Genomic DNA, 15,895 nt, shown 5'->3' on the forward strand with positions numbered 1-15,895 from the left:
CCAAGGACGAGTCCGGCCCCGCGCACGGACTCCACGCGGGGGGAGGACGGGCGATGCTTCAGGTCTCCGAATCGCAGGTGCGCCTTGGTCTCTCGGCGCCGGACAAGACGGAGGCCATCCGCATCGCCGGGCGGGCGATGGTCGACAACGGCCTGATCGACCCCGGCTACATCGACAGCATGCTGGGCCGCGAGGCGGTGTCCGGCACCTATCTCGGCAGCGGCATCGCCATCCCCCACGGGCTTCCCGAGGCGCGCGATCTGGTGCGGTGGACCGGCGTGGTGGTGGTCCAGTTTCCGCAGGGCGTCGATTGGGGTGGCGGGGAACCGGCGCGGCTGGTTGTCGGCATCGCCGCCAAGTCGGACGAGCACATCGCCGTGCTGCAACGGCTGACCGGCGTGCTGGGCGATCCCGCGGAGGCCGCGCGGCTGGGCAATACGAGCGACCCGCGCGCCATCATGGCCGTTCTGAACGGCGAGGCACCCGCCGCGCCCGCGAGTGAGCCGGTCGCGGCTCCCATCGATGGCGACTCCATAGCGGTCACCGCGCCGTCACCTCACGGGCTGCACGCCCGCCCGGCGACGGCGCTGGTCGAGGTCGCCAAACGCTTCCGCGCCGAGATCGCTGTCCGGCACGGCGGCACCACGGCCAACGCCAAGAGCCTGATTTCCCTGCTGCGCCTCGGCGCGTCCGGCGGCCAGCCGCTGACCGTCACCGCTGCGGGCGAGGACGCGGCGGCGGCGCTCCAGGCCATCCGCGCCGCTTTCGAGGCAGGGCTGGACGAGCCGGTCTCCACGGCGGCGCCCGCGGAGGAACCTGCCCCGCGGGCCGTCCCGGCCGATCTCGATTACGACGGGCGGGTGATCGCCGGCATCTCCGCTTCCCCCGGCGTCTCCACCGGCCCGGTCTGGAAGTTCCAGCGCGAGGAGTTGACGGTCGCCGAGACCGCCCCCGATCCTGCGGCGCAGCACCGCCGGCTCGATCAGGCGCTTGCCGCCGCCGCCGCTGACCTGCGCAACCTGCACGAGGAGTTCTGGAAGAAGGCCGGCGCCGCCAAGGCGGCCATTTTCAAGGCGCATCAGGAGCTTCTCGACGATCCGGAGATGGTCGCCGAAGCCCACGCCCTGATCGGCCAGGGCAAGAGCGCCGGCTGGGCGTGGCGCGCCGTCTATGAGGAGCGCGCCGGCACGCTGGCCCAACTCGCCGATCCGCTGCTGGCCGGACGGGCCGCCGATCTCAGTGACGTCGGGCGCCGCGTGCTGCGCCTGCTCGCCGTGGTGACGGAAACCATGGCGGCCCTACCGGAGCACCCCGTTATTCTGCTGGCCGAGGATCTGGAGCCGTCCGACACGGCGAAGCTCGACCCGGCCAAGGTGCTGGGGCTGTGCACGGCGGGGGGCGGCGCCACCTCCCACACGGCGATCATCGCGCGCTCGCTGGACATCCCCGCGGTGGTCGCCGCCGGGCCGTCGGTGCTGGATCTGGAGAACGGGCGCACGGCGATCCTCGACGGCGATGGCGGCGTTCTGGTCGCCGACCCCAGCGAGCGCGACCGCGGCCGCGCCGCCGAGGCCCGCATCAAGGTGGGCGAGCGGCGCGAGGCCGAGCGGCTCGACCGCTACAAGCCGGCCATCACCACGGATGGCCGGCGCGTCGAGGTCGCCGCCAACATCTCCGACCCGGCGGAGGCGGTGCAGGCCGTGGAGGCGGGCGGCGAGGGCGTCGGACTGATGCGCACGGAGTTCCTGTTCCTTCAGCGCGACCTGCCGCCGGACGAGGAGGAGCAGTTCGCCGCCTACCAGACCATGGTGCGGGCGATGAACGGGCTGCCGATCATCCTGCGGACGCTGGACATCGGCGGCGACAAGAACGTCCCCTATCTGCGCATGCCGGCGGAGGGCAACCCCTTCCTGGGCGTGCGCGGCATCCGCCTGTGCTTCGAGCGGGAGGACCTGTTCCGTACCCAGCTCCGCGCCATGCTGCGGGCCTCGGTGGAGGGGCCGGTGCGCATCATGTACCCGATGATTGCCGCGCCCGCCGAACTGGAGCGCGCCAAGGCGATCACCGAGGCGGTGCGGCAGGAACTGAACGTGCCGCCGGTCGAGCTTGGCATCATGATCGAGGTGCCGTCCGCCGTGATGATGGCCGACCGGCTGGCGCGGGAGGTGTCCTTCTTCTCCATCGGCACCAACGACCTGACGCAGTATGTGCTGGCGATGGACCGGCTGCACCCGGTCCTGGCCCCGCAGGCGGACGGGCTGCACCCCGCCGTCCTGCGCATGGTGGAGCGGACGGTGGACGCCGCCCGCCGCGCCGGAATCTGGGTCGGCGCCTGCGGTGGTGTGGCCGGCGACCCGGCCGGGGCCGTGCTGCTGTCCGGGCTGGGCGTCGCCGAGTTGAGCGTGGCCATTCCCGCCGTTCCCTCGGTCAAGGCGCGGCTGCGCGCCATCGCCATGGCCGACGCCGAGCGCACGGCCCGCGACGCGCTGGACTGCGCCGACGCTGGCGAGGTTCGGGCGCTGGTCCGTCAACGTTTCGCCGACGCCGGAGGCGTGTCATGAGCGCACTGTCCACCCCACGCCCCGGCGTCGTCACTGTGACGCTGAACGCCGCCATAGACCAGACGCTCGACGTGCCGGGTTTCGCCGCGGGAGCGGTCAACCGGGCGGTCGCCGAGACGCGGACCGCCGGCGGCAAGGGCATCAACGTCGCTGCCTTCCTGGCCGGAGCGTCCTTGGCGGGCGGTGCCGTACCGGTCACCGCCACCGGCATTCTGGGTGAAGAGAACATCGCCGTGTTCGACACGCTGTTCCGCCGCCGGGGCATCCGCGACCGCTGCCTGCGCCTGCCGGGCCGCAGCCGGGTGAACATCAAGCTGGTGGACCGCGAGGGCCGCTCCGTCACCGACATCAACCTGCCGGGCCTGCATGTCCCGGCGGAAAGCTGGCGGGGGTTGCTGACCGTGGTGGACGACCTCGCCGTCACCAACCGGACCTTCGTTCTGTCGGGCAGCGTCCCGGCGGGCGTGCCGGACACCGCCTACGCCGAGATGGTCACCGCCCTGCACCGGCGCGGCGCCTTCGTGGTGGTGGACGCCAGCGGCCCGCCGCTGCGCCACGCCGTGGCTGCCCGCCCCGACATGGTGAAGCCGAACGCGGCGGAACTGGCCGAGCTGCTGGGCCGCCCGCTGAAGGATCGGGCCGAGGTGGTGCGCGCGGCGCGCGAGCTGTCGGAGTCCGGCATCGCGCTCGTCGTCGTGTCGCTGGGCGCCGAGGGCGCCGTCTTCGTGGAGGGCGGCCGCGCCCTGCTCGCCGTGCCGCCGCCCGTGGAGGTCGCCAGCACGGTCGGCGCCGGGGACGCCATGGTGGCCGGGGTCGTCGCCGCCCGGCTGGAGGGGATGGGGTTGGAGGACTGCGCGCGGCGCGGCACCGCCTTCGCTGCCGGCACGCTGTCCCGCCTCGGCCCCGAACTGCCGCCGTCGGAGCGTCTCGCCGAGCTGATGCGGGTCGTTCGGGTGGAAGAACTCTAAAGGGTTTCAGCGCCGGAGGGATCGCGATGGCAAAGCTCGTGGCTGTGACCGCCTGCCCGACGGGGATCGCCCACACCGTCATGGCGGCCGAGGCGCTGCGCCGCACCGCCGCGCTGATGGGCCACGCCATCGCGGTGGAGACCCAGGGGTCGAACGGCGTGCAGACGCCGCTCTCCGCTGCCGACATCGCGGCGGCCGACGCGGTGATCCTGGCCACCGACATCGCCGTGGACGATTCCCGCTTTGTCGGCAAGCCGATCCTGCGCACCTCCACCGCCGCCGCCATCCGTGACACCAAGACGGTGATTGGCAACGCCCTGGGCCATGCTCCCGGTGCGCAACCCGAAACCGCCGCTCCGCAGCCCGCCCCAAAGCCGACACCGACCGCGGTGCGCAGCCCCGGCCTGCTGGTCGCCATCACCGCCTGCCCGACCGGCATCGCCCACACCTTCATGGCGGCGGAGGCGCTGAAGCAGGCCGCCCAGGCCAAGGGCTACCGCATCAAGGTCGAGACCCAGGGCTCGGTCGGTGCGAAGAACGCGCTGACGGAGGAGGAGATCGCCGAGGCCGAGGCCGTCATCATCGGCGCCGACACCCACGTCGCCACCGACCGCTTCGCCGGCAAGCGCCTGCTGAAGACCTCGGTGGGGGAGGCGCTGAAACAGCCCGCCCGCGTGATCGACGAGGCGCTCGCCCTGCCGGCTCCGGCCGCGACGGGGAGCACCGCCGCGCCCGCCTACGCCGAGGCGGTGTCGGGTGCCAAGGCGCGGCAGAAGGAGACGCAGTCCGGCCCCTACAAGCATCTGCTGACCGGCGTGTCCTTCATGCTGCCCTTCGTGGTGGCCGGCGGTCTGCTCATCGCACTGTCCTTCGTCTTCGGCATCGAGGCCTTCAAGGAGCCGGGAACCCTGCCGGCGGCGCTGATGCAGATCGGCGGGGAGGCCGCCTTCGGGCTGATGGTGCCGGTTCTGGCGGGCTACATCGCCTATTCCATCGCCGACCGGCCCGGCCTCGCCCCCGGCTTCATCGGCGGGATGCTGGCGGCCAAGATCGGCGCCGGCTTCCTGGGTGGCATCGTGGCGGGATTCCTGGCCGGCTACATCGCCCGCTGGCTGCGCGACACCATCCGGCTGCCGCAGAATCTGGAGGGGCTGAAGCCGGTGCTGATCATCCCGCTCCTGGGCACGCTGGCGGTCGGTCTGCTGATGGTCTACGTCATCGGCACGCCGGTCGCCGCGATCATGAACGGGCTGACCGCCTTCCTGCAGAGCATGACCGGGGCCAACGCGGTGGCGCTGGGCGCGCTGCTCGGCGCCATGATGGCGCTGGACATGGGCGGGCCGGTCAACAAGGCGGCCTACACCTTCGCGGTCGGGCTTCTGGCCTCCAACACCTACACGCCGATGGCCGCGGTGATGGCGGCGGGCATGACGCCGCCGCTCGGGCTGGCGCTCGCCACCATGGTCGTGCCCAGCCGGTTCACCATGCAGGAGCGCGAGGCGGGCAAGGCCGCCGGCGTGCTCGGCCTCGCCTTCATCACGGAAGGGGCGATTCCCTTCGCCGCCAAGGACCCGCTGCGCGTTATCCCCGCGGCCATGGCCGGATCGGCGGTGGCCGGCGCCCTGTCGATGTGGTTGGGCTGCGGCCTGCGGGCGCCGCACGGCGGCGTCTTCGTGCTGGCCATCCCCAACGCGGTGGCGCCGCTCGGCCCCTATGTCCTGGCCATCGTCGCCGGGACCATCGTCACGACGCTCGGCCTGATGATTCTGAAGCGCCGCGTCGAGGCCGACCCGGCCGCGGCCCCGGCCCTCGACACGGCGGCCCCGACCTCGTCCAGCCCCGCGCCCAGCGGGGCTGGACGCTGAAAGGGCGGGACGACCGCACCCGCTGATACCGCACTCGCTGATTGTCGGCTCTACCACAAATTAGTTTTAATTTTCGCCAAAATTGAAAGAACTCGACAACTCCAGAGTGCTATCGCTAGCTTTGCGATGTTCCGCCGCCGGCCTGTTCCGCAGTCCCCTGGAGGAACGGCAGCCGGCGGAGCGTGATGAGGATCTCGTATCGCATAGCGACGGTGGGTGGAATCCCGGTGGTCATCGCGGCGCTGATCGCGGTGTCCGCCTGGATTCTGCTGGAGCGCGCCGGCCGTTCGCGCGAGGCCGCGGTCCTGGCCGGCACCGTCTACCGCGAGATGATTGCCGCCACCGCGGCCCGCAACGACTTCATCCATTCCCCCCCGGAAAGCCGACTCCCCCATGAGGTCACCTTCCGCCGCGCTACCCACGGCGCGCAGACGGCGCTGGACGCGCTGGGCGGGCTGGCGGACCGGGGCATCCAGGCCGACGCCGTGGAGACCGCCCGCCGCGCGTCCGACCGTCACGCCGCCCGGCTGGAGGAGCTGGTCGACGCGATCACCGTCAGCGACGCCCGCGCCCGCGGCATGGCGGAGCAGGAGACGCGGCTGCTCGGTCTGGCCGAACAGGCGCGTCAGCGGCAGCACGCCACCAACGCGGCGCTCGTCGCCTCCCTGGCCGAGGCCGACCGGCGGATGCGCGACAGCCGCGATCTCGTGGACGGGCTGCACAGGCTGCGGGAAGCGATTCTGAACGCCCGGCTGGCCGCGAAGGACGAGGCGGCGCGGCCCGATGCCCTGGCCCTCTGGCTGGACCGTGTGGAGCGGGCCGCCGAGGGTCTTGCCGCGTCGCTTCCCGCCGACATTGTCCGTGGGACGGCGCTGGACGAGTTGACCCGGTTGCGGGCCGAACGGCTGGACCGGACGACGCTCCCGGAACTGGCGCCCCGCTACGACGCGCTCGCCGGGCGGGTCCTGAAAGCCGCCGACACCGGCTACAGCGTCGCCCAGGACGAGGTGGCGGAGCTTTTGCACCACACCGTGTCGGCCCACGCCATGGAGCAGGAGACCCAGACGCTCGCCATGACCGCCCTGACCCTCAGCGGGCGGACCCTGAGGGCGCTGGAGCGGCGCGACCCCCGCAGCCTGCGCGACGTCGCCACCGACAGCGGGCGGCTGCGCGACCGGGTGGCCGGGCTGCCCATCTCCCCGCTGATCCAGGACGGGATGCTCGCCGCCATCACCGCGTGGCGCGACGGGCTGGAGCGCGCCACCGACGGGCTGGCCCGCCAGAACGGGGCCATCGCGGCGATGGACATGGACGCCGCCGCGGTGATGAACACCGCCCGCCGTCTGAACGACCTGTTCCAGGACAGCGCGGTGCGCAGCGCCGGCCTGCTGCGCTCCACCCTGCTCATCGGGGCGACCATCGGCCTGCTGTTCGCCGCCGGTGCGGCGCTCCTGGTGGCCGGCGGCATCACCCGGCCCCTGCGCCGGCTTCAGGGCGCCACCCGGCGGCTGGCCCACAACCCGCGCGACGGGCAGGTGACCGACCTGGAGCGGCGGGACGAGCTGGGCGACATGGCCCGCGCCGTCCATCACTTCGCCGCCGAGATCAACCGCCGCGAGGAAGAACTGCGCCGCGCCAAGGAGCAGGCGGATTCGACCCTGGCGGAGCTGCGGCGGACCCAGGCCCATCTGGTGCAGGCGGAGAAGCTGGCCGCGCTGGGGCAGGTGGTGGCCGGCGTGGCGCACGAGATCAACACACCGCTCGGCATCACGCTCACCACCTCGACCCTAATCCGCGAGAAGGTGCCGAAGATGAAGCGCCTTCTCGATTCCGGCCAGTTGCGCCGCCGCGAGCTGGAGCGTTTTCTGACCGACATGGGCGACGTGTCCGACCTGATGGTCAGCAACACCGTCCGCGCGGCGGAACTGGTGCAGCGCTTCAAGGAGCTGGCGGTGGACCCGGCCGGCGAGAAGCGCCGGCGCTTCGACCTTCGCCTTTGCCTGATGCAGGCGGTGGAGGCGCTGGGAGCCTTCTGGGAACCGGCGGAGCACCGGGTCGTCGTGGACTGCCCGCCGGGACTGATGATGGACGGCTACCCGCAGACCATCGCGCAGATCGTCTCGCACCTGTTGCTGAACGCGGTCAACCACGGCTTCTCGGGCGGGGAGGGGACGGACGGGAATGGGCGGTGCGGCACCGTGACGGTCCGCGCCCGCAAGGCCGCGGCGGATGTCGTGGAACTGGCCGTCGCCGACGACGGGCGGGGCATCCCGGTGGAGCTTCGGGCGCGGATCTTCGACCCTTTCTTCACCACGCGCCGCGACCGCGGGCACGCCGGGCTCGGCCTGCACATCGTCCACAACGCGGTCAGCCAGCTCGGCGGCACCATTGGCTTGGAGGAGGGAGAGGAAGGGGCGGGCGGGGCGCGCTTCGTCATCCGCCTGCCTTCCGCCACGCCGGAGAGGGAAGGCGCGTGACGCCGGCGGATGCTTGCGCGCCGCGCCGGTTCCGGTTTACTGCAAGGCGGGTCCGTTCGACGATTTCCCGTTTGACGATTGCAGCGCGGGGTGCGGGGGCATGGCGACGATCGAGGAAGCCTACGCGGTCGCCATCGACCACCATCAGGCCGGGCGGCTGGACGAGGCGGCGATCATCTACCAGCGCATTCTGGACGCCGATCCGGAGCAGGCCCACGCCTCGCATCTGCTGGGCATCGTCGCCGGGCAGCGGGGCCGTCCCGCCGAAGCCGTCGCGCTGATCGGCGCCGCGGTGGCACGGGACGGGCTGAACACCGACTTCCTCGGGAATCTGGGCGCGGCGCTGAAGGCCGCCGGTCGCTACGACGAGGCCATCCGTCATTTCGCCCGCGCCCTGGCGCTGGAGCCGGCGGCGCGCGGCGTTCCGGGCAATCTCGGCTCCGCCCTGGCCGCCGATGGCCGGATCGGCGAAGCCGTGCCCTGGCTGGGACGCGCCGCCGCCCTCGACCCGGCGCACTTCGAGACGCTCCTGAATCTGGGGATCGCGCTGCGCGACGCGGGCCGGTTCGACGAGGCGGAAGTGGCGCTGGAAACCGCCAAGTCCCTGCGCCCGAACCATCCGCACCCGGTCTGCGAGCTGGCGGTGCTGAAGCTGGCGCTCGGCGATTTCGAAGAGGGGCTGGCGCTTTACGAACGGCGCTGGGACTACACCGGACAATCCGCGGCGTTGTCCGGCAAGCCGGTGTGGCGGGGCGAGGACATCGCCGGCAGGACCATCCTCCTCTATTACGAGCAAGGCTTGGGCGACACCTTGCAATTCGTCCGCTACGCGCCGCTGCTGGCCGATCGCGGCGCGCGGGTGCTGCTGATCGTCCAGCCGGAGCTGCGCCGTCTTCTGGCCTCCGTGCGGGGCATCGACCGTCTGGCCACCTACGACGACGCGGCGGCGCTGCCGCGTTTCGACCTGTGCTGCCCGCTGATGAGCCTGCCCTTCGCCTTCGGAACGCGCATCGACGGGATCCCCTCCGGCGTCCCCTACATCATGCCGCCCCCCGATCTGGTGGCGGCCTGGGCGAAGCGGCTCGGCTGGAACCGGACCGGAGACTCCGCCGGAAAGCGCCCGTTGCGCGTGGGATTCGTCTGGTCGGGCAACCCGCGGCGCCACGACCCCACCTCGCACGCGATGGACCGCCGCCGCAGCGTGCCCTTCGCGCTGATGGAACCGCTGCTGTCGGTGCCGGGGATCGCGGCGGTCAGCCTCCAGGTCGGGGACGCGGCGGAACAGGCGCAGGCCGCCGTTGCGGCGGGCCTGTTCACCGATCCCATAGCGGGCGTGACCGACTTCGCCGACACCGCGGCCATCGCGGCGCATCTCGACCTCGTCGTCACCGTGGACACGTCGGTCGCCCACCTCGCCGCCGCCATTGGGCGCCCAGTGTGGATGCTGTCGCGCGCCGACGCCTGCTGGCGCTGGTTGCGCGGGCGCGACGACAGCCCGTGGTACCCGACGATGCGCCTCTACCGTCAGGACTCGCCTGGCGACTGGGGGCCGGTCATGGCCCGCCTGGGCCATGACCTTGCCGCCGCCGCCGCGGCGTGGGATCAGAACTGCGCCGAGGCGCTGAGCAGGAAGGCCCGGCCCGGCTGGTAGAGCGGGGTGACGGTGCCGAACTCCTGCCCGTAGGTGGCGCGGTCGGCGTAGGTCTCGTCGAAGAGGTTGCGGACGTCGAGGCGCAGCGCCAGGTTGGCGTGTTCCGGCAGCCGGTGCTCCACGAACAGGTTGGCCGTCTGATAGCCCTTCAGCGGCCGCTGCCCGGCCTGGACCTTGTCGTAGTCGAGCACGAACTCCACGTCGGCGCCGAAGGTCAGGTTCCAGGACTGCACGGTGTGGGCGCCGCCGACGGTGAAGACCTGCCCGATCGGCGTGGCGAGGTAGGTCCCAGTGTCGGAATCCGCGGGCAGCCCGTCGATCTTCACGTCGATGTCGGCGTATTTGGCGCGGATGAAGCCGTTCGTCCAGGCGTAGCCGAGACCCAGCTCATAGCCTTCCGACCGCACGTCGCGGGCAAGGGTGGCGCTCGTGGCGGCGAAGCGCGCGGCGCGGGCGTCGTCCAGCTTGGTGCGGAAGATCCGGCCTTCCGCGGTGAAGCCCTCGTAGCGGGCCTCCAGCCCGGCGGTGCTGTTGTAGGCCGTCACCGGGCGCGGGCCGGCGCCGTAGTTCCAGGCCGGGTTCATGATGTAGTTCTCGGCCAGCTGGACGCCGCCCCAGCCGCGGGACACGCCGGCCTTGGCGGTCAGGTAGCGGGGCAGCAGGTCGAACTCGCCCGAGAGGTTGTGGCTGAGGCCGTGGTTGGTCCATTCCCGTCCGGTCGTCCCCTCGAAGGTCTGGCGGTCGCCGCGCAGGCCGAAGGACAGGCGCAGACGCTCCATCGGCTCCAGCCGGGCCTGACCGTACAGGCCGTTGTTGCGCGCCCGCTCGGTCGCGGTCATCGTCCGGTCCCGGTAGTTGGCGCGGTCCACGTAGAAGTCGGTGCCTGCCGTCACGGTGCCGAACCGGAAGCCGAAGGTGTTTTCCAGCTTGCCGTTGAAGGAGCTGGTCGCCCCCTTGCCCGGGTAGCTCCCCGGCACGGTGCTGCTGCCGACCGGGCGGGTGAAGATCGGCGTCTCCACGTCGGTGCGGCCATAGGCGAGCACCAGCTTGGGGTTCCACAGCTCCGTCGGCAGGGCGTCGGTGTAGGTGAAGACCATGTTCTGGCGGTCGAGCGAGTAGTCGCGCACGCGCGGCTCCCAGGCCGGGCGGCCGGCCAGCGACCCGATGTTCGCGCGGAAGGGCCGCGGCGCGTCGTCGTAGACCCGCTCGTAGCTGGCCTGGAAGCGGTGGCCGCTCTCCGTCTGCACCGCCGCCTTGCCGAGACCGCTGACCACGTCCGTCTCGGTGCCGTCCACCTTGCGCCCGTTGCCCGCGGTGTATTTGCCGCCCTTGCCGTAGGTCACGGTGCCCAGCGCCTCCAGCCCCTGGTGGCGCCCGAAGCCGGCGAGGTTGGTGGTCAGGCCGGAGCCGTTGGTGTTGAAGGTGGTCTTGCCGAAGGCGCCGATGCCGTCGCTCGCCAGGAAGTCGCTGGCGTCCTTGGTCTCGTAGGCGATGGAGCCGGCGAGCGCGCCCGGCCCGGCATCGGCGGGGGCAACGCCGGCGTCCACCCGCGCCACCTTCAGCAGCGCCGGGTCGATCAGCGTGGTGCCGTTGTGGTGGAAGACCTTGTTGTTCTGGCGGCTGCCGTCGATGGTGACGGCCAGATTGGTTTCCTCGACGCCGTTCACATAGACCTTCTGCGACATCGGCACGGAACTGCCCACGCGGATCGTCGGCTCACCGGAGAAGACATCGCGGAGGTCGCTGGGATTCTTGCGCTCCAGGTCCTCCTTGGTGATGGTGATGTTGCCGCTTCCGCTGCCGGCTCCGGTCGAGGCGGTGACCGACACCGGCGCCAGCATGGTGACGTCGCCGGTCGGGGCCGGAACCAGCGTCGCGGAGCCGGTGCCGGTCGTGCGGTAGCCGACGCCCGTTCCGGACAGCAAAGTGTCGAGCGCCTGGGCCGGCGTCATGCTGCCCGACACCGGACGGGAGCTGCGCCCGGCGGCCAGATCGGCGGAATAGCCGATTTGCCAGCCGGTCTGCCGCGCGAAGGCGTCGAGCGCCGCGGGCAGGGGCTGCGCCGGCAGCGCGAAGGCCATCGTCTGCGCGGTGGATGCGGCTGGCTGGGCCAGGGACGGGGAGGGGAGGGCCAGGACGCCGCCGAGCGCGGTGGTCGCCATCAGGGCCAGGATCAGATGCCGGGCGGCGGTTCCCCGCGCGCACACCAAGAACTTGCCTGTCGAAACCGTCCGGCCTTCCATGCCTCACAACTCCCGTCTGCGCTGGTGGCGGGGGCGTGATTACCGGTGTATGAACCGTGCCCCCTCTTTTCGGCAGACGCGCGGGGGCGTGGCGTCTCACAAAAAAATCCTGAAAGAAGGACAAAGCCTATCGAAGCAGGATGATCCCGGCGGGAAGCTCGGTCACGCGGGCGCCCACGACGTCGGCCAGCGAGCGGAGCGCCGCGATGGGATCGTCCAGCCGGTAGTTTCCGCTGACCCGCGCGCCGGCCAGCCGGTCGCCGATCAGGATGATCGGTGCGCCATGGTAGCGCCGGATGGTGTCGACGATCGCGGCGAAGGGCTGGTCGTGGAACACGTAGCGCCCGTCCTTCCAGGCAAGCGCAACCGCCGGGTCCGGGCGGGCGGGCGCCGACAGGCCGTCCACCGTGGCCGTCACCCGGTCACCCGGAACGAGGGACACCGTCTGGCCCGGCGGTTCCCGCCGGCTGACCGACACCCGCCCGCGCTCCAGGAAGACGGCGTCCTGCCCGCCGTCCGACCGCACGGTGAAGGCGGTGCCGGTCACCTCCACCTCGCTGAAGCCGGCGGTGACGCGGAAGGGGTGGGCGGGGTCGCTGACCACGTCGAAGTAGGCCTGCCCGCGCAGCAGCCGGACATGGCGCCGACCCTCGGCGAAATCGAGCGCGACCGCGGAGTCGGTGTCGAGGATCAGCAGGGACCGGTCGGGCAGGGCGATTTCCCGCCGCTCCCCGGCGGCGGTGCGGTGGTCGGCGGTCAGGCGGAGCGTCAATGTGGGCTGGAGATGGACGCCGATGGCCAGCAGCAGCGCGGCGGCGGCCAGCGAGGCCCGCCAGCCGCCGAACCGCCCGGACCGCCGCCGCGCCGCGGACCGGCCGGCCGTCGGCGAAGTGGCCGTCTGCGGGTGATGGGCGAGCGTCGCGGCCTGCAATTCGGGCATGCTCCCAAGCGACGACAGGCGGTCGAACGCCGCGGCGTGGCGCGGGTCGCGGTTCCGCCATGCCTGATAGGCGGCTCGGGTGTCCGGGTCTACGGGCGCGTCGAGAAGCGTCACGAACCAGGTGAGCGCCTCGTCCGTGATCGGGTCCGCATGCCGGTAGGCCCCGGCATCCTGTCCGCCGTTTGCCTTGTCCTGCTCCACGCTGGTCTTCCACTCTTCCTTGACCGGACTCACGTACAGTTGAGACGTTTCATCGCTTGGCGGGTCACAATTCACAAACCGCAGCCCATGGCCCGCAGATGGTGATCGGTCCCGCGCCCGTCCAACCGGCTTGACATCTGAAATTGAGAATCATTATCAATCTCGATGTTGCAAGGCCGCCGATGTCGCACCGACCGCGGTGGTGTCCTTTTCGCCGCCGTACCGACAAGGGCTATCATGTCCGCAAGCCTGATTGCGATCTATCTCGATCACCGCCGCTCGTTGTTCGGGTGCGCGATGAAGATCGTGCGTGATCTTCAGGTTGCCGAGGATCTGCTGCAGGAAAGCTACCTGCGCGCCTGCAAGGCGGTGGAGAGGGGCCCCATCGACAACATCGGGGCTTTCCTTCACCGGACGGTCCACAACCTCGCGCTGGACCATCTCCGGCGCTGCCGGACCCAGGAGCGGTTCGAGGCCGGCCCGGCGGACACCGTCGAGGCGCTGGGCATCGCATCGGACAGCCCTTCGGCGGAAGAACGCCTGCTGCACCGCGAGCGGCTGTCGTGCTTCATGGACGCCCTGGACCGTCTGCCGGCGCGGGCCCGGCAGGTGTGGCTTCTGAACCGGGTCGAAGGCCTGTCCTATCCCCAGATCGCCGCCCATCTGGGTGTGTCGCAGGGCACGGTCTTCAACGACATGAAACTGGCGATGGGCCATTTCGTGGACACCATGGCGCGCCGCGACCGCCCCGAACCGACCGGGAGCCGGTCCGGCGGGACGCCCTAGCCGCGGACCGCGCTCCCGATCGAGACCGGGAGGGCGGTCCGACCCCGGATCACGGGAAGCAGATGCACGGATCCGGTGCCGGGTGTATGCATGATGGTGTTTCGTTCGGAACAGCAGATAAATCCCATAAGGTATCTTATGGAAAATAAACAAGTTAGGCTTGCGCTGCACGCCGTTGCCCGCAGGATGAAGCTGCTGGTGCCGCTCAGCTATTGGAATGCTGTCGGCACCCTTCGAGCCAAACGTCACTATGTCCTTCGGGAACACACGCTCCTGCCACCAAGCGTTCAATCCGCCTGACACGCTCGTTGAGCGCGGGATCATTGTCACGAAGCTTGAAGGATGCTGGCGAGATGAGAACGGCGACCAATCGAGCAAATTCCGTACTGCTCAACTCAGCCGGCGGTCGCCCATAGATTGCTGAACTTGCCTTATGAAAGCCCGTCACCCAGCCTTCCGGACCTTCACCCATTTCCAGTGTATCGAGCCAAAGGGCCAGAATCTGATCCTTGGAGAGTCGGCTTTCCAGGCCCATCGCGTACCCGGTTTGTCGTATCTTTCCGACGCCCGGTTGAAATTTTTCGAAAGCAAGGCGCTTGGAAGCCGATTGCGTGATTGTCGTCGCTCCAGCCCCAGGGGTCGAAAAATCCACTCCGGCGTGATCGACGAAATTTGGGTCTTCAACTGTCAGCAACATCGCCAGATGGTCCGCGCCGAGCGAATCTCCTCCCAGCCCCTGAGCTATCAGATCGTCTGCGCGCTGACGCAATTGCGGAGCATCCGATAGAGCGTCCCAATATCCTTTTCCGCCGTAAGCAATGGCCGCGACGACAAGCAAACCAACAAGAAGACCTGCGAGCTTGAAAATTCGTCTCATGGGTCGTTTCCCAAGGCGTGATGTATGAGCCGAAGCGTTCATTATGATTGTGGCATTATTGCCGAGCGGTGCGATGGTTTCCAGCGTCATGCAGCGCGCGCTGAAAAGGGCGGGAACGTCTGTGGATCACGGTGAACGCCACCGCCTTGCCGGAAAAATTCGGCACCAGGAACACGCAGGTCGTGTCCAGCCCCTACACCGGCGACTATGTGATCATCTGTAAACCCGCCCGCTGCGCGGATGGGGCTGTCTGAGTGGGTCGGCAATTTTCACAGTGTGAAAATGTGCAAAAATTCGTGGTGGCCCTTCATTCCCCGCAACATGGCTCCCCTTCCGGAAAGCGGCGTGCTAGGCTTTCGTCCGGCCTGTTGAAGGCCCCATGACCGGACCGACGGCCGGACCGGTCGGGAACATCAGGACAAGCCTACCATGAATCACATCGTCGCCCCCTGCTTTAAGGATCAGGGCCTTAAGGACCAGAACCTCAAGGGGTTGGACCGCCCGGAATCGCCCCTTCTGGAGGGCGTCGACGGCATGTGGGCGATGCTGCGCGCCGAGGCGGAGAACGTCGTCGTCAAGGAGCCTTGGCTGCGCCCCTTCATCGACACCGCCATCCTGCTGCACCACGACTTCCCGTCGGCGCTGGGCAGCCTGCTGGCGCGCAAGCTGGGCGACTCCTACATCTCCGCCGACCAGCTCGCGATGCTCGTGCGCTCAGCGGTCGCCGACGCACCTTGCATCGTGGAGGAAGCCTGCTCCGACCTCCAGGCCATCTGCACGCGCGACCCGGCGGCGGACAACTGCCTGACGCCCTTCCTCTACTACAAGGGCTTCCACGCGCTGGAATGGCACCGCATCGGCCACTGGCTGTGGCGGCGCGAGCGGCGCGACCTCGCCCACTTCCTGCAAAGCCGGGTGTCGGAGGTGTTCGCGGTGGACATCCACCCGGCGGTCCCGGTCGGACGCGGCGTCTTCATCGACCACGGCACCGGCGTGGTGATCGGCGAGACCGCGGTGGTCGGCAACGACGTCTCGATCCTGCAGGAGGTCACGCTCGGCGGCACCGGCAAGGAGCATGGCGACCGTCACCCGAAGGTGCGCGACGGCGTCCTGCTGTCCGCCGGGGCCAAGATCCTCGGCAACATCGAGATCGGCAGCCGCGCCAAGGTCGGAGCCGGCAGCGTGGTGCTGAAGGACGTGCCGCCCTGCGCCACCGTGGTCGGCGTTCCGGCGCGGATCGTCGGCTGGTGCCGCGACACGGTGCCGGCGCTTGCCATGGACCAGACGGTGCCGGAGCCGGAATATCACATCTGACGGTACCGGCGG

At 70.2% G+C, this 15,895-nt stretch carries 10 protein-coding genes; 7 read left to right on the forward strand and 3 right to left on the reverse strand.

Annotation, left to right across the window (positions count from 1 at the left end; all coding sequences use genetic code 11):
- Nucleotides 1–53 precede the first annotated feature (53 nt).
- The 5 genes from ptsP (at nt 54) to ACWPN7_RS10365 (ending at nt 9,522) form a co-directional block, all read left to right on the forward strand.
- Nucleotides 54–2,561 (forward strand): phosphoenolpyruvate--protein phosphotransferase, encoded by a 2,508-nt coding sequence (ptsP, locus tag ACWPN7_RS10345; protein ID WP_459197315.1) that lies wholly within the window; start codon nt 54–56, stop codon nt 2,559–2,561.
- Nucleotides 2,558–3,529 carry a 1-phosphofructokinase gene (pfkB, locus tag ACWPN7_RS10350; RefSeq protein ID WP_459197316.1) on the forward strand — a complete coding sequence of 324 codons (972 nt, stop codon included), beginning with the start codon at nt 2,558–2,560 and terminating at the stop codon, nt 3,527–3,529. Before ptsP ends, pfkB begins: the two co-directional genes overlap by 4 nt.
- A 26-nt stretch (nt 3,530–3,555) precedes the next feature.
- Nucleotides 3,556–5,394: a PTS fructose-like transporter subunit IIB gene (locus tag ACWPN7_RS10355; protein ID WP_459197317.1), complete on the forward strand. Its 1,839-nt coding sequence runs from the start codon at nt 3,556–3,558 to the stop codon at nt 5,392–5,394.
- A 185-nt stretch (nt 5,395–5,579) separates the two neighbouring features.
- Nucleotides 5,580–7,871, forward strand: a complete 2,292-nt coding sequence (locus ACWPN7_RS10360; protein WP_459197318.1) for an ATP-binding protein — start codon at nt 5,580–5,582, stop codon at nt 7,869–7,871.
- Nucleotides 7,872–7,971: 100 nt separating this feature from the next.
- Nucleotides 7,972–9,522 carry a tetratricopeptide repeat protein gene (locus tag ACWPN7_RS10365; protein ID WP_200475837.1) on the forward strand — a complete coding sequence of 517 codons (1,551 nt, stop codon included), beginning with the start codon at nt 7,972–7,974 and terminating at the stop codon, nt 9,520–9,522.
- Here ACWPN7_RS10365 and ACWPN7_RS10370 read toward each other — a convergent pair.
- Nucleotides 9,474–11,765 (reverse strand): TonB-dependent receptor, encoded by a 2,292-nt coding sequence (locus ACWPN7_RS10370; RefSeq protein ID WP_459197319.1) that lies wholly within the window; start codon nt 11,763–11,765, stop codon nt 9,474–9,476. The genes ACWPN7_RS10365 and ACWPN7_RS10370 overlap by 49 nt on opposite strands.
- A 127-nt stretch (nt 11,766–11,892) precedes the next feature.
- A complete protein-coding gene (locus ACWPN7_RS10375) occupies nt 11,893–12,939 on the reverse strand; it encodes a FecR family protein (RefSeq protein ID WP_459197320.1) in 1,047 nt (348 codons plus the stop codon).
- A 204-nt stretch (nt 12,940–13,143) separates the two neighbouring features.
- Here ACWPN7_RS10375 and ACWPN7_RS10380 point away from each other — a divergent pair, with 204 nt between their 5' ends.
- The gene (locus tag ACWPN7_RS10380) at nt 13,144–13,692 is read left to right on the forward strand and encodes an RNA polymerase sigma factor (protein WP_459197321.1); all 549 of its coding nucleotides are present in this window, start codon (nt 13,144–13,146) and stop codon (nt 13,690–13,692) included.
- A 205-nt stretch (nt 13,693–13,897) separates the two neighbouring features.
- On the opposite strand, the gene ACWPN7_RS10385 is transcribed toward ACWPN7_RS10380, so the two are convergent.
- Nucleotides 13,898–14,659 carry a transglycosylase domain-containing protein gene (locus tag ACWPN7_RS10385; protein ID WP_247891553.1) on the reverse strand — a complete coding sequence of 254 codons (762 nt, stop codon included), beginning with the start codon at nt 14,657–14,659 and terminating at the stop codon, nt 13,898–13,900.
- A 339-nt stretch (nt 14,660–14,998) separates the two neighbouring features.
- Here ACWPN7_RS10385 and cysE point away from each other — a divergent pair, with 339 nt between their 5' ends.
- Nucleotides 14,999–15,883 (forward strand): serine O-acetyltransferase, encoded by an 885-nt coding sequence (cysE, locus tag ACWPN7_RS10390; RefSeq protein WP_137107179.1) that lies wholly within the window; start codon nt 14,999–15,001, stop codon nt 15,881–15,883.
- The last annotated feature ends 12 nt before the right edge of the window (nt 15,884–15,895 follow it).

It is taken from the genome of Azospirillum sp. UENF 312511, from assembly GCF_058780635.1.

Excerpts from the sequence above, each read along its gene's own strand:
- ptsP (WP_459197315.1), top strand. The coding sequence starts at position 54 with ATGCTTCAGGTCTCCGAATCGCAGGTGCGCCTTGGTCTCTCGGCGCCG.
- pfkB (WP_459197316.1), top strand. The coding sequence starts at position 2,558 with ATGAGCGCACTGTCCACCCCACGCCCCGGCGTCGTCACTGTGACGCTG.
- ACWPN7_RS10355 (WP_459197317.1), top strand. The coding sequence starts at position 3,556 with ATGGCAAAGCTCGTGGCTGTGACCGCCTGCCCGACGGGGATCGCCCAC.
- ACWPN7_RS10360 (WP_459197318.1), top strand. The coding sequence starts at position 5,580 with ATGAGGATCTCGTATCGCATAGCGACGGTGGGTGGAATCCCGGTGGTC.
- ACWPN7_RS10365 (WP_200475837.1), top strand. The coding sequence starts at position 7,972 with ATGGCGACGATCGAGGAAGCCTACGCGGTCGCCATCGACCACCATCAG.
- ACWPN7_RS10370 (WP_459197319.1), bottom strand. The coding sequence starts at position 11,765 with ATGGAAGGCCGGACGGTTTCGACAGGCAAGTTCTTGGTGTGCGCGCGG.
- ACWPN7_RS10380 (WP_459197321.1), top strand. The coding sequence starts at position 13,144 with ATGTCCGCAAGCCTGATTGCGATCTATCTCGATCACCGCCGCTCGTTG.
- ACWPN7_RS10385 (WP_247891553.1), bottom strand. The coding sequence starts at position 14,659 with ATGACGCTGGAAACCATCGCACCGCTCGGCAATAATGCCACAATCATA.
- cysE (WP_137107179.1), top strand. The coding sequence starts at position 14,999 with ATGAATCACATCGTCGCCCCCTGCTTTAAGGATCAGGGCCTTAAGGAC.